Source organism: Thalassospira alkalitolerans (assembly GCF_002115745.1).
Taxonomy (GTDB): Bacteria; Pseudomonadota; Alphaproteobacteria; order Rhodospirillales; family Thalassospiraceae; genus Thalassospira; species Thalassospira alkalitolerans.
This window is the reverse complement of sequence record NZ_JFKB01000008.1, coordinates 127576-142081: the sequence shown is the minus strand read 5'-3', so window position 1 is coordinate 142081 and position 14506 is coordinate 127576. Positions and strand designations below refer to the sequence as shown.

Sequence of the window (14506 nt, the reverse complement as noted above, 5' to 3'; positions counted from 1 at the left end):
ATATATGCCCCTGCAATTAAGCCAAAATCGCCGAGTGTCAATTTGTTGCGACGCAAAAAATGAAATTAGCGGGGATTTTGTGTTCTTGCCCCGATGGGAGGCAGGCCCGGTTTTGAAAGGTAATCCTGATCCTAGCCGGAATAGGATCTGCTGCGGCCGCCATCGATGACCAGATTGGTCCCGTTGATGAAGCTGCCCTCGGTGCTGGTGAGAAAGGCGACGGCGTTTGTAACATCGTTTAAATCGGCCATGCGTCGCATCGGATTGCTGTTTTTGACATAGCTGAAATAGTCTGGATTGGTTTGTTCCATCTGGCCCCAGCATCCGGATTTATCGTAAACCATTCCCGGCGAGATGGCGTTGACTCTGATCCCTGTGTTGCTCAGTTCGATGGCAAGGTCTTTGGCATGTGCGATCAAGGCGGCTTTGACGGCGGAATAAGGCAAAGCCTGGCCACCGGATTCAATGCCCGCGGTGGAGGCGACAAAAATAATGGTTGGTCGCGTGCTGTTGCGAAGAAACGCGATTGCGGCATCGGCACCGGCAATGACACCCAGAAGACCGACATCAACCGACCTGCGCCAGCCGGGGTCGTTGTTGGCCTCTGACAAGGCGGCGGCATTGCCGATAAAAACGTCCAATCCGCCCAAATCTTCGGCCGCAGATTTGACCCAGTCCCGGCATTTTTCTGTATCGCTTATATCCAATGTATCGCCGCGTATCTTGTTGCCGTGGCGTTTGAGTTCGGATAATGCGACAGACACAGTCAGGCTGTCTTGCCCGCAGATTGCCAGTTGGCAATTTTCGCGGGCAAACATATGCCCGATTGCCAGACCAATCCCGCGTGTGCCCCCGGCAATGGCGACTTTTAATCCTTCGAGATGCAATTTCATCATGATGGCGGCTTTGTCGAGACGACGGTTGCCCCGCCGGTCAATTGCCCGGCAGTCGGGTTTTTGCCTGTGATGTCTTTTGTTTGATCATCGGCAAAATCCCAGGTTCCAATCAGGGATGTCGGGGCCACATTGGGCTGTGTGGCGATTTGAATTTCTGTGTCGGACAGGGCATCGGACCAGATTTTGATCAGATTGATGTCGGCGGTCATGATGTTGTTTGGTGCGGAGCGCCCGGAAAGAACAAGCGGGTTGTTGCCTGCAATCAGGTCCGCATTCTGGGTCGTAATATTAATCGGTGGGCGCGGGTTCGCGTAGGAAGATTGTTTTTCCTGATCAAGCCAGGCTGTTGTTATTGCCTGGGTGTTTGCAACGTTCCTGCGAATGACAAGGGTGTGCGGTTGCCCGACCATCTTGATGCTTTGTGTGGTTGTAAAATCAAGAATATTGCCTTGGCCATCCGATTGGCTGCAATGGATCAATCCGGAATTATCGAGCCATATCCAGAAGCCCTGTAGTTTTTTGCCCCAGGTGGTTTTTATTGTTGAGACTTGCGAGAAGATTAGACCCTGGGTGTTGGGCGACTTGGCGGTCAGCTTAAGCAGAATGGTAAAGCCGTTTTTGGCAAATGCATATGCCGGTATGAACGGGATTGTCAGGGCTGCGTCGTTTTGGGGCAGGCTGAGTGCGAAATCGCGGTCCGGGATTTCGATAATGGCGGCACCGCCGCCAAGGGTTGCCGGGGACGGGTTGCGACCTGTTGCGTCGTTGCCCTTGCCGTCTGCGAAGTTCCACATCCCGATCAGACTATTTCGCGCGGTCGCGTTCTGTTGTGCATCGGGTATTTGGTCCGATGAAAGGGCTGTGTTCCACAGTTTAATCAACCGGATCGTGCCGGTTAACACATCGGTTGGTTGGGCCAATGGGGGACGTATGGCCGTGTCACTTCCCATGACCAAAGCGGCCGAGGTTGTTGTGATGTCCACGGGCGACCGTTTATTATCGAAGCTGTCAATTTGTTGTCCATCCAGCCATGCGGAAATGGCCGCCCGGTTTTTTATTTTCTGCCGGCGGATGACCAGCGTATGTGGCTGTGTGCTTAGATCGACAGCGGCGGATGTGACGAAATCGCGTGTATTTCCTTTGCCATCGCTAAGCGTGCAGCAAAGCGAACCCGATTGATTGATCCACACCCAGAACCCGGCCAGTTTCGGGCCAAAAGACGAGGGGACTTGTGAGGCATGAGAGAACAGCAGTCCCTGTGTGTTTGGCAAGAGTGCTGTGACGTTGATCAAGAGGGTAAAAGCATCGATCCCAAGATCATAATCGGCGATATAGGGGATCGACATGCTGGCCGTTTCAGACAGCAGGCTTAGTTCATATTCTTTATTGGGTGTTGGCGCCCACAGGTAATCAATAGAGGTTGGAACCGAGGCATTGCCGGTTGCGCGGACTTCTATCTGATAGGTTGTTCCGGAAACCAAAGTCGTTGCTGTTACGGATGCGGTTGTGCCGGTAATGGAAATGGCAGGTTGCGGGGCAAGTGGTGTGCCTGTTTGGCTTTTTATGATCACGACATAACCGGTGGCACCGTTTACCGCGTGCCAAGACAGATTGATCTTGTCTTGTGAGCTTGCAGGCGTTGCGGTGAGTTGGGCCGGTGCCGCCAGAATTGTGATGCTGGCTGTTTGGCTCCAATCGGATGGAATGCCGCCCAAGACCTGTGTTTTTGCCGTCGCATTGCCCGCGGTCGTTCCAATCGGGAATATCGCCGGGGGATTTGATTGTTGGGTCGTGGCGGTTGTGCCGTTTGGCGGTGTAAAGGCAATGGCGTAATTTTCTGCGCCGGAAACGTTGTTCCAGCTTAAGGTCAGATTTGCCGTATCAAAGGTAAACGTCGGGGTGTTTGTGGCGATTTGTTTCGTGATTGTTTTGGTTGCGGACCAATCGCCAGGAATGGATTGGTTATAGGCACGCACCGCCGCATGATATTCGCCGCTGGGCGCATCATCGGGGAAAGTGATCTGTGTTGTCTGTGCCGGTGCGCTGAGTTCATTGGTGCCAATAGCGGGTTGCCCCTGTTGAGTCAGGACGCAAATATACTTGCTGGCATTGGTGGCCTGGGACCAGTCAATTGTGACTTTGCCATCTGTGTAAGTCACGGTGGAAATGACGGGTGTGCCGGGTTTTTGCGGGCCGGGACCCGGACCGGGGCCAGGCGGCGGCGGTGGCGGTGGCGGCGGTGGCGGGGGCGGGGGCGGCGGCGGCGGGGGCGTGGTGCTCCAACCGTTGCATAGCAAAGTGCCCGCGAATTGCTGCAGGACGCTTTTGGCGACAACCGTGGCAAAGAAAGTCGCGGATTTTTCGGGATCGCTAAATATCGCGTTGATCAGGTTTGCCGCCGCGCCATTGACGCTGCTGATCAGTTGATTGATCACGTCTTCAAAGGTCAGATTTTCGGGTTTTCTGATTGGCACCGCAAAGCTTGGCAGGGATGCGCCGAGAAAGTCACTCTTGCCGGGGATGCTGAGGGTATAGGAGATCGTCAGATCAAGGTTGAGGCCACCATCCCCCGCAGACATGGCAACCTTTAGGCTATATTTCGTTGTGATGACATCTTTGAAGACAAAGTTTAGCAGTGAACCGCACGCGGAGCTGCTTGTATTCTTAAGCTGGCTGAGAAAGTCGAGCGCCTGAGCCGGGAAATTGTTCATGTTCCAGTTTTGAACACGGAAACCGTTGGGTTTGCTCCAGGTGAACGCAAGTTCGGGGTTTTGAATGCCCGCAATCGACCCGCTATATTTAAGGGTGCCGACCATCTGATATTTGCTGGTGCCGGGGATCGACGCAATTCCAATCTGAGCCGAGCCAAAGCTGGTTTTGAAAAAGGTGATTCCGGCTTCGAGTATGAATGACGATGACCCGCTACTGCGAGCAATTTGAACGCCCGGACCAAGTTGGCTTGACCCCGGTTTGGTCAGTTTCAGGATATCGGCAATATCGATTGGTGCTGGCAGCGACCCTGTGACCGATAACGAGGTGTTTCCGGCCGTTTTATCAATATTCAAACTGACATTGGCGACATGATCAAAAATGCTGATCTGGCATTGATCCAGATTGATCCCCTTGATGAAGGGGGGATTACCGGTTTGTCCGTCATTTGGCGCGTAATACAGCCGCATGGCGGTGGCACCCGCCGCCGGGCCAAATGAAACGGGCAGAAGGCTGCCCCAGTCAAGGCCGGGAACCATTGTGGATAAAATAGATGAAATCGAAATCGTGTCACTTATGGCAAGGCCGACGACTTCAAAAGTGCCTTGGTTAAAGAGGACATAACCTTGAATATTTTTAAGGGACCCGAAGTCAGCGGTTGTATCGAAGCTGACCGTATTGACTTGATTCGAGCCAGATTTTGTCGATGAAAAGGACAGGTCAAACGTATTTATGGTTACGCCCTGAAGAAAGCCAAATGGGTTGGACCATTTTTGATTTGAACCTGCCGAAAATGCGATTTTTTGTTGAGGTTCGAGAGTGATTGCGGCCTGATTGAGGACAAGGTCGGGGAAGCCGGAGGGCAGTTTTAAGAAACTGTTTCCTGCCACGCCATTGACCAGGCCGGTCAGGCTAATGGTTGAACCATCTGCCAGCGAGCCAGAGAAACTGATTTTATCATTAGGTGCTGGTAGGGCTGCTGCAAGATCGAAGGTGGCACCTGCAAGGATCAGTTCGCCGGACAAATGGGTTTTCATGGACATAAAGGTCCCCCTTTACAGGAGCCACGAAGGCCCCTGTATGTGGTTGGGAAATAACGGGTTTCCGGGATGGGATCAGGGTTGTGTGCCGTAGTCGAATTGCAGCAGGACGTTGGACAGGCTGACCGGCAAGCCAGAGATCGGGGTCCAGCTTGGGTCCCATGTGCCGCTGTTATCGCTACCGAACAGCATGCCGAGATCGAATTTGCCGGTTGTATCGACGGTGATGTTGTCAACGGCAACCGACAGGGCGGTCAGGCTGGAGGGCAGGTCTGAGGCGGTGATGGTGCTGCCCAGGGCCGTAGAGGCCCAACCGATAAGATCACTGACGCTGATATGTGCCGATGGGGGGGTTCCCGTGGGCAACTGATAAGAAAACTTTAGATCACCGGGGGTTGTTGGCGGCAAATCGGTGCTGACTGGAATGGTGATTGGTGAGGCAGCTGATCCGATGACAATGTTGCCGGATATAGTGGTTTTGAGTGTGTTTGACGAAGGCATAAACGTATCCTTGGTTTGAGGTTACTGTTCTGGCTCGTTGTAGGTGACGAGGCCAAGCGCAGCTTCACTGTTCCAGTCATCTGGAACCATGCCATGTTTTTGAACGGCATATTCGGGGGTACAGTGCAGCCAGCCGATGATCAGGCTGCGTGGCAGACGATTGTTGCCAAGCATTCGATGGAAAGAATGCGGACTGCATTCGAACATCAGGAGACGGTTGGGAAGAGGGGCAATCGCCGAGAAAGGTGCGACCTCATCGCCGAAAGGACTTTCATAGCCGAAGGCTGTTTCGCCGCCGTCCCCCTGGGTCCAGTCATCGCCATCAATGTAGTAAAGGAAGGTGAGTGCCCTGACGCGCTTAAGGATCCGTGCGTCGGAGCTACCGGCAACCGGCATTCCAGATTGATAATTACAGCCGAAATACCAAGGACGTATGCCGGAATGGTTTGTTGGGTCTTGCGTGTGATAACAGTGGATGAAGTCCGTATGCCAGATACCGCTTCGGCAACCCGCAGGATGATGGTTGATTTGGGCATTCACTTCGGCAGTGAAAGGGATGTTCAGGGTTTCGCGGCAAAATGCCATAAACTCTGCACTGTAAAAGTGATCCATTGGGGCCGTAACGTCGCGCGGAAAGACCCAGTTATAGCAATCATAGCCCGGCATTTTTGCCAGCCGGTTTTGGTCCGGCAATTGCGTAATGCCATGCGCCAGAAGTTTATTGAAATCCTGGCGGATCGCATCATGCGTGTTGCTGTTTAGGTAATTGTCGATGACAACATGCCGAAACGGAAATGACGCGGGCTTTTGAATGCTGTTTATGGTCATTTGTGTTACGAGAGCATCCACCAGACAAAGCTGAGCGCACAATCGTTGTAATCGTGATCAACGCCGTCTTCGGAAACGATATATTGCGCGTTGAACCCCATCAGCGAATATTGCCCCTGAGAGACACTTGAAGGGTTCCAGCTACGCCCGCCATTACTTGAATTTTGGATTTCGACGGTCACACTGACAGAGCCGGAGCCATCGGCCGGTGTGGTAAAGTTTTGATTGATAAAGCTTTTGTTGCCTTCCCCCTGGCCGGTGAAAACCATGGGTGATTGGCCGGGAATAGTGACCGTTGCTTTCTGCTGATATGAGGCGTTTGTCGCGCCTTGCATGTAAACAGTATGCCCGGCCGGAAGTGTTACCGTTGCTGTAGACGTCACTTGCTTCTCCTGTTGGAAATGGGGTCGATCAGTGTCGGCCCGAAAGATTGGTCGGACGTTGCGAAGTCATTCCGGCTACTAGGACGTTTGGCGCAACGGAATGTGAAAAAAAGCAGCACTGTCGCCGATGGTATTCGCCGTGTCGGCGGTTATTGATCCATGCCGAGGCGGGACATGGTTTGGCCGTTTGCGCGGTGAAGCAAAGTTTTGTGCGGTGTGACGATGACGATGAGGTGATGGATGCGACGTTGGTTCTGGAAACCGACGTTTTGGGCATCAACCTTGGCAAAAACAGATATTTCGCCGATTTTTAAGCACGACCAGAGTGATTGATTTTCAGATCAGGGGATGCCCGCGGTTGACGGCCTTGGAGGGCTATCTGCGTTTGATATCGTGAATAACTATTGCGCTGTTTTCAGGAAATCTTTAGACGTTGATAAGAATGATCCGCATTCTAAGTTGCGGCATGTGTGATGATTATTGTCTTAAGCGGTGGGGACAATGCGCATGCCGGGGAAAGAGGAATGAACAGTATTGGGCCAGAAGCCAAGCAATCTGGACATCTTTGTGACGCATCGACGCGCGCTCCTGAATTATGCAAGTAGCATCATCGGGAGCCGGTCACATGCAGAAGATGTTGTTCAAGAGGCGTGGCTTCGTTTCCATGAGGCGTCAAAGGGACGGTTTCTGGAAGATTCAAAAAGTTATCTTTTTCGTATTGTTCGTAATTTGGCCTTTGATGGCAGACGTCGCATGAAACGTGAAAGCCAGATTATTACCGACGATGACTTTGACACGGCGGCGAATGCCTGTACCGATCGCGTGGTTTCGCCGGAAACCGTGGCGCTTTACAAGGACGAATACGCCTTGGTCATGAACGCATTGGCGCAATTGCCCGACCGTACCCGGATTGCCTTTGAGATGCATCGTTTCGGCGGGGCCAAGCTTCGTGAAATTGCGGCGGCATTGGATATTTCCCTGCCGCTGGCACACAGATTGGTGACCGATGCGGTGCAGCATTGCAAGGAGCAACTGGGGTGGCCGTGACCTTGCTGAAATCTGGAAACTTGTATAAAAAATCGTGTGATATGCGTTTAGTCATTAGAAGGCTTTTAGGATTGCAACAGTCGATCACCAACGTTTCAGTTCGTTCTGGTCGGGGCTGAAGGAAGCGTATGACTGCGAACACGCAAGATATCGAGAAAGCGGCATCACGCGACGCAACGAGTTGGCTTGTTCTGTTGCAGGACGATCCCGACGATGCAGAACTGCGCGGCGATTTTGAAAAATGGCTTAACCGCAGCCCGGTAAACCAAACCGCATGGCAAGCCATGCAGCATGCGTCAAACGCAATGGATATGGCAACGCCGGTCCATGCCGATAAATGGACGCCGTTGCTTGAAAACGTGCGGCGTGCCGACCGTGCGAAGAGCATCAGAGATCGCGCATTTCAGTTTAGGCGAAAACAGGCCGACCGCCTTGCACGCAAGCCATTTTGGTCCGCCGGTTTCGGGCGTCGCACAACATTCGGGTTTGCCGGGCTTGGCGTTGCGGCCTGTCTTGTGGCGGCAATTGTCGGGCCAAATATTTTGCGGGATCTGCAATCGGATTACATGACGGGCACGGCGCAAACGCGGACCATCACGCTTGAAGACGGCAGTAGCGTGACGTTGGCACCTGAAAGCGCGATTACGGTTACCTATAATGCCGATGTGCGAAATGTCCGGCTTTTGGATGGCGAAGCCTTTTTCGAGGTTTCCCCCAATCCGGAACGCCCATTTCGGGTCGCGGCCAAAGGCGTTAACACGACCGTGCTTGGCACTGCTTTTGACGTGCTGCGAAACGATGACGGCGTTGATGTTTCTGTCGAGCACGGGAAAGTGCGTGTTGATTATATCAATGATGGTCTTCCCCTTGTCGCAGAGACACTCGGCGCGGGGCAATCGCTTCGCATTGATTGGTCGGGGTCCTATGAACGTGGGAAACGCCCGGCAAATCACGTTGCGGCCTGGCGGCAAAACCAGATTGTTGCCCGTTATGAACCGTTTGGCGCCGTTGTTGACCAGCTTCGACGCCATTATGCGGGGAAGATTATCGTGCTTGGTGACGAACTGGCCGCCAAACCCGTTACCGGCGTTTACAATCTGGCTGATCCGCTGGAGGCCCTATACGGTATTGCCCGGGCACAGAACGCAGTCCTTTGGCAGGTGTCGCCCTGGCTGGTCATTGTTTCCAATAGTTAACCTTTTGAGAAACAACAATTTTTCAAAAAATATAACTTTTTAGAGAAAATCTCTTTTACGTGACGTTCCCTCTATAGGACGACATTGCGATGCAATCGCATTTGCGATGTGGCCGGATGTCAACATACAACAGAAGGTGGAACTTGACGTGATCAAGGGGGAAAGAATTCGTTTTGGGGTGGTCAATCGACATGTCGCATTCGCAGGGGTTTTGGCGGTAACAACGGCGCTTTGTTCGGTCTATCCGGTCGGACAGGTCCGGGCACAGGAAGCATCGTTACCGGCCGATTTTTCCGAAAAATTCCAAGCGGTACAGAATTTCAATATTCCGGCACAGGCCCTGACAGATGCGCTGGTCGCGTTTGGTCAGCAATCGGGTATTCAGGTTACTGTTGACGGGGATGTTGCCCAGGGTATTTCAGCACCCGCCGTTCAGGGGGAAATGGTGACAGAAGAGGCGCTGCGCCGTCTTTTGTCGGGGAGTGGTCTTTTTTATGCGGTTTCGCGGTCAACCGTTGCGATTGAACGGATTGTCGATGGCAAGGATGGAGCGACATTGCTTGACCCGGTTATGGTCGAGGGGCGGATCCAAACCGCGACAGGCCCGGTTGACGGGTATGTTGCAACGCGCAGTGCGACGGGAACCAAAACCGACACGCCATTGATCGAAACGCCGCAATCGATTTCGGTTGTTACGCGTGATCAGGTCGAAATCCAACAAGCGCAAAGCATTACCCAGTCCCTGCGTTATACATCCGGTGTTGCCGCAGAAATCCGTGGTTCGGCATCGCGCTATGATATTCCCTATATCCGTGGTTTTGGGTCACCAAGCGATCCGATCCAATATCAGGACGGATTAAGCATGTTGCGCGGGCCGGGATATGCCATTGCCCAAAGCGACACATATGGTGTGGAACGGATTGAAGTACTGAAAGGGCCATCTTCAACCACTTATGGGTCGGCGATGCCGGGGGGGCTGGTTAATTCCGTGACCAAACGCCCGACCGAGGAAGCACGCGGCGAGGTCGAGTTCCTTGTCGGCAGTCATGACCGGTATCAGGCCGCGGTTGATGTATCTGGCCCGGTGACGGATGACGGTTCGGTTCTTTATCGTTTTGTTGGCTTGGGGCGCGATAGTGAAACCCAGGTCGTTAACACCGAGGAACAGCGTATTTATGTCGCACCATCGGTAACATGGAAGCTGACCGACGATACGTCGCTGACGATCCTGACCCATTATCAGCGCGACCCGGAAGGCGGTTATTACGGTATTCTGCCGACGGTTGGGTCATTGTTGACCAGTCCGGCCGGGCAGATTGCACGTGATTTCAATGATGGTGATCCGGCTTTTTCCGACTTTGACCGGGAACAATTCTCGGTTGGGTACGAGTTGGAACATCAGATCAGCGATACTTGGACGATGCGTCACAATCTTCGCTATCTTAGCGTGGATGTGATGACCAAGGATATTGCAACGTCAAGTCTTGCCGCGGACAATCACACGATCAACCGATATGCCTTGACGACCGACGAACAGACATCGGGGGTGACATCGGATTTGCAGGCACAGGCCGATTTTGATACCGGGTCAGTCGCCCATACCGCGCTTATGGGGTTCGATTATAAATATTCGGATTCCTCGCAGGTTCGTCTTTACGGTGCCTCTGCGCCGTCGATTGATTATCTGAACCCGGTTTATGGGGTTGCCACATCGGTATCGCTGTCGCCCTTTATTGATCAGGACCAGACCATCAGCCAGTCCGGGCTGTATGTTCAGGATCAGCTTGATATCGACAATTGGAACTTCCTGCTTGGCGGGCGCGTTGATCATGTTCGCACGGTCACCGATAATAACCGGACAAATACCCGCCAGACCCAGAATGATACTGCCTTTAGCTGGAAAGCAGGCACCGTTTATAACTTTGACAATGGTGTTGCACCTTATGCCAGTTATGCAACGTCCTATCTTCCGGTAAGTGGTACGGATTATCTGAGCAATGCCTTGGACCCGACCACGGCCAAACAGTACGAGCTTGGCGTCAAATATGAACCGCAATCGTTTGATGCGCTGTTTACAATGGCCTATTTCGATATCGTCCAGAAAGATGTCGTTGCGACCAAATCGCCCACTCAGAAATATCAAACGGGCGAAGTTCATTCCAAAGGTGTCGAATTTGAAGCAAAGGTTGCGTTGACCGCGCAGACCAATGTTATCGGGAATGTGACCTTTACCGACGCAGAGGTCACGGAAAGTGTCGGCTATGACGTTGGTGATGCACCGATTGCCATTCCCGATGTTACGGCGTCACTTTGGCTTGATCACAGCTTTGATCGTGGTTTGATGGATGGCCTTACCGTTGGCGGCGGGGTGCGTTATGTCGGTGAATCCGTTGGCGGATACAGCCCCAATGCCTTTACTGCCGGTGCCACGCGCCTGGATGTGCCGGATTATACGCTGTTTGATGCCATGATGCGCTATGACCTTGGGGCGCTTGATAGCCGTCTGGAAAAGGTCACAGCCCAGATGAATGTCACCAACCTTGCCGATGAAACCTATGTCACGTGCCTTAGCAACAACTTTTGTAACTATGGCAATGGCCGAACCATCTATGTTTCTTTGAAATATGCTTGGTAAGACGTCGATGCAACGCGAAGGCTTGCTTGCCGCGATGCGCTATAATCCTGCATTGCGCCAGAACAGCATGATTTTGTTCGGGCTCAATGCGCTTTATGTCGGATTTGGGGTGGTGATGGGTGTGGTCAATGGCGGTATGCCAACGGTCATGCGGGCCCAAGGGATAGATATTGCCACGGCTGGCTGGATTTATCTGTTGTATTTGCCCTTTGGGCTGACGTTTTTGTGGGCGCCTGTGATTGACCGTATCCGCCTGCCATTCCTGTCACGCAGGCTTGGCTGGATCGTGACAATGCAGGGGATCGCCGTTCTTGGCATTGCCGTTGTTGCCTTCAACGAAGGGGCCAGTCCATTGGCGCTGTTCGTTTTTGGCTTTGGTATCGTGGTTGCGATTGCAACCATGGATATTGCCCTTGATGCGTTGGCGGTACAGGTCATTTCCCCCGATTGGCGATCGGTGGCTTCGGCGACAAAACTTGCCGCATTGTCGGTTGGAACCATGCTGGGGGGCGGCGTCTTTGTCGCCCTTTCCGGCGTTTTGGGATGGCAGACAACCTTCCTGATCCTGGCAGGGTTGCTGGGTTTGTTGCTGTGTCCTGTGCTTGCCCTTAGGGGATTGGATGATCCGCGCTTTAATCCCCGTGTCGCATCAGAAAACAGCGGCGGCGCCAGCCTTATGCGGTTGCTGCGGACACCTGTGTTGCGGATGCGGCTGTTTTTGTTGACCGTGGCCTGTTGCATCATGTTCCCCCTTGTCGGGCTTAATCGATTGATGCTGGTTGATATCGGTGTGCCGATTGGGGAAATCGGATGGATTGTTGGCACGCTTGGCCCTTTGTCCATGTTGGTGACATCGGCGGTTTCCATCCCCTTGATGCGCTATATGGGGCTTGTCCGCAGTATGTTGGTCTTTGCGGCACTTGCCTTTGTCGCCCTTTTGGCCATGGCCTATGGGTTTTCGTTTGAAAACCATTTGGTTGCCATTGTCGGGGCGGTGGCGATTGGTGCGGGGGTGAGCGGGATTTACGTCATCCTTGCGACAAAAATCATCGGTTGGTCCGCCGGAACACAGCCCGCCACCGACTATGCCGCTTATTACGGTATCAGCCGTTTTGGCAGCACCTTGATGACGGTGGCGGCGGCACAGGTCGTACCGCTTGTTAATTGGGGGCTGTTTTATGCGGCGGGGGCGGCGGCGCTGTTTGCCATGGTGTTCCTTCTGCTTACTCTCATTGGAAGAAACGATTAATGTTAGCTGATAACAATTTGCCGGCAGGCTTTTTCGGGCCTGTACCAAGCCCGGTTTTCTTTGATCTGGGCAGTTGGCCGATTGCGTTTGTCCGGTTTCCCGAACTTGACGATGATAACCGTCTGGAAGGTGTTTTGGGCGGGTTGGAACGGCTTTTGGATCAAAAGGTGCCTTTTGTCGCCGTCTGGATTCCGGCCAGCCATGATCATGATGATGAGCCGCATGAGGATGAAAAAGCATCCAATGTCTGGATAAAACAGCATCGCACGGCGCTAAACACCTATTGCAAAGGCTATATTTATATCACCCGCGATGAAGGGCTGCGGAATTTGCTGACAGATCGCATCGCGACAATATCGGGAAGGCTGTTTAATTTTCCGATGAAGGTGGTGCAAGACCGGCAAGAGGCGCTGCTGGCCGGAAAATTGATGCTGGAGTTATGACCCCGGAAAGCTGTTTTCACCAATAGCGATGATACCCAAAGGTGACGGGGAGCAGCAGAGCGGGAGATTGAAACTTGCTCTGCTGCATCACCACGCGTAAGAACAGGGCAGGTGTTTACAAGTACGGAGCCTGTCGGATGGGGTGGTATAAATCGCTGGTTTTGCCGGTTGTACGCTGGATCGATGCCGAGACGGCACATGGTTTGGCACTTTGCGCGTTGAAACAAAATCTGGTGCCGCGTGACGATGACGCGATGGATGCGACGCCGGTTCTTGAAACCGAAGTTTTTGGGCGCAAATTTGCCAATCCGGTCGGGCTTGCCGCCGGATTTGACAAAAACGCCGAGGTGCCCAATCAGGCACTGTCACACGGGTTTGGTTTTGTTGAAATCGGATCGGTGACGCCAGAACCCCAACCGGGCAATCCCAAACCCCGGCTTTTCCGTTTGTATTCTGACCGGGCGGTGATTAACCGCATGGGCTTTAATAATGACGGGGCGCAAGTTGTTGCCGATCGCCTGCGCAAGCGGGCACGCCGGGGCATTTTGGGCGCCAACCTTGGCAAAAACAAATATTCGGCCGATGCGGCCGAGGATTATGTCAAGGGCGTTAAGGCGCTTGGCCCCTATGCCGATTATCTGGTGGTTAATGTATCTTCGCCCAATACGCCGGGCTTGCGTGCGTTGCAGGGGCGGGCCCCGCTTGAAAAATTGCTGAACGCGGTTTTGAAAGCACGCAATGACTTTGCCAAAGGTGTTCCGGTGTTGCTTAAGGTCGCGCCGGATTTGACCGAGGAAGACAAAGCCGACATTGCGGCGGTGGTGCTTAAGGTCAAGATCGACGGCATGATCGTGTCGAACACCACAATAGACCGACCGGTCGGTTTGAATAGCTATGATCAGGATGAAAAGGGCGGTCTTTCCGGTCCGCCTTTGATGGAACCTTCGACCCAGGTTCTGGCGGATTTTTACCGTTTGACCGAGGGCAAGGTGCCCCTGATCGGGGTTGGCGGGATTACATCGGGCAAGGATGCCTATGAGAAAATCCTGAACGGTGCGTCGCTGGTGCAGCTTTATTCTGCCTTGGTTTATCACGGGCTTGAGCTTGTGACCGAGATCAAGGAAGACTTGGCCCGTCGGTTGCGCAAGGATGGCTTTACCCATGTTTCCGATGCGGTGGGTGCCGCATTCCCCGAAATTTCCGGGCGTCGCGCCCCGGCGGATGAAGCCCGCGAAGCCAAGGCAGCAGTAAAGGCAGCAGCCAAACCGGCCAAAGCCGAAGCCGAAGCGGCAAAACCGCCCCCTAAAAAGCCAACCGCCAAGACGCCATCAAAAACGACGGCAGCATCCAAACGGGCGGCGCCAAAAAGCAAAGCCGGGTCCGAGGGCGGGGCGACGGAATAAGGTTTTGGGCTTGCCGCGCCTTTTTTTGAGTTGCGGCGCGATGGCCCCGGCGGTCTCCTGCCTTAGCAGGAGTGACGAATGGGGGGATGGCTTTGTGCCTTCCCGTCATTCCCGCGCAGGCGGGAAACCATTTGGCCGAAGCCGCGATGACGACGATTTTATAACGAAGTGGAAAG

11 protein-coding genes are annotated in these 14506 nt (G+C 53.4%); 6 read left to right on the top strand and 5 right to left on the bottom strand.

All coding sequences use genetic code 11. From position 1 onward, the window contains the following. Positions 1-131: 131 nt before the first annotated feature. The 5 genes from TALK_RS12860 to TALK_RS12840 all read right to left on the bottom strand — a co-directional run bounded on the left by TALK_RS12860 (position 132) and on the right by TALK_RS12840 (position 6357). Positions 132-896, bottom strand: coding sequence for an SDR family NAD(P)-dependent oxidoreductase (locus tag TALK_RS12860; RefSeq protein ID WP_085619488.1), 765 nt, complete (start codon positions 894-896; stop codon positions 132-134). After that, positions 893-4648 (bottom strand): fibronectin type III domain-containing protein, encoded by a 3756-nt coding sequence (locus tag TALK_RS22220; RefSeq protein WP_085619486.1) that lies wholly within the window; start codon positions 4646-4648, stop codon positions 893-895. The genes TALK_RS12860 and TALK_RS22220 overlap by 4 nt, the downstream gene beginning before the upstream one ends. A gap of 72 nt (positions 4649-4720) precedes the next feature. Then, on the bottom strand, positions 4721-5146 hold the full coding sequence (locus tag TALK_RS12850; RefSeq protein WP_085619484.1) for a hypothetical protein: 426 nt from the start codon (positions 5144-5146) through the stop codon (positions 4721-4723). A gap of 21 nt (positions 5147-5167) precedes the next feature. After that, on the bottom strand, positions 5168-5974 hold the full coding sequence (locus TALK_RS12845) for a 2OG-Fe(II) oxygenase (protein WP_085619483.1): 807 nt from the start codon (positions 5972-5974) through the stop codon (positions 5168-5170). A 5-nt stretch (positions 5975-5979) separates the two neighbouring features. Then, a complete protein-coding gene (locus tag TALK_RS12840; protein ID WP_085619481.1) occupies positions 5980-6357 on the bottom strand; it encodes a fucose-binding lectin II in 378 nt (125 codons plus the stop codon). Between the two features lie 567 nt (positions 6358-6924). Between TALK_RS12840 and TALK_RS12835 the strand changes: the two genes are divergently transcribed. From TALK_RS12835 to TALK_RS12810, 6 genes are all read left to right on the top strand, one after another. Further along, the gene (locus TALK_RS12835; RefSeq protein ID WP_139833821.1) at positions 6925-7404 is read left to right on the top strand and encodes a sigma-70 family RNA polymerase sigma factor; all 480 of its coding nucleotides are present in this window, start codon (positions 6925-6927) and stop codon (positions 7402-7404) included. Between the two features lie 128 nt (positions 7405-7532). Then, positions 7533-8600 (top strand): FecR family protein, encoded by a 1068-nt coding sequence (locus TALK_RS12830; RefSeq protein WP_085619477.1) that lies wholly within the window; start codon positions 7533-7535, stop codon positions 8598-8600. 211 nt (positions 8601-8811) lie between these two features. Beyond that, on the top strand, positions 8812-11235 hold the full coding sequence (locus TALK_RS12825) for a TonB-dependent siderophore receptor (RefSeq protein WP_169715025.1): 2424 nt from the start codon (positions 8812-8814) through the stop codon (positions 11233-11235). Positions 11236-11242: 7 nt separating this feature from the next. Further along, positions 11243-12484 carry an MFS transporter gene (locus tag TALK_RS12820; RefSeq protein WP_169715024.1) on the top strand — a complete coding sequence of 414 codons (1242 nt, stop codon included), beginning with the start codon at positions 11243-11245 and terminating at the stop codon, positions 12482-12484. Continuing rightward, positions 12484-12927: a hypothetical protein gene (locus tag TALK_RS12815; RefSeq protein ID WP_085619471.1), complete on the top strand. Its 444-nt coding sequence runs from the start codon at positions 12484-12486 to the stop codon at positions 12925-12927. Before TALK_RS12820 ends, TALK_RS12815 begins: the two co-directional genes overlap by 1 nt. A 137-nt stretch (positions 12928-13064) precedes the next feature. Then, a complete protein-coding gene (locus tag TALK_RS12810; protein ID WP_085619469.1) occupies positions 13065-14330 on the top strand; it encodes a quinone-dependent dihydroorotate dehydrogenase in 1266 nt (421 codons plus the stop codon). The last annotated feature ends 176 nt before the right edge of the window (positions 14331-14506 follow it).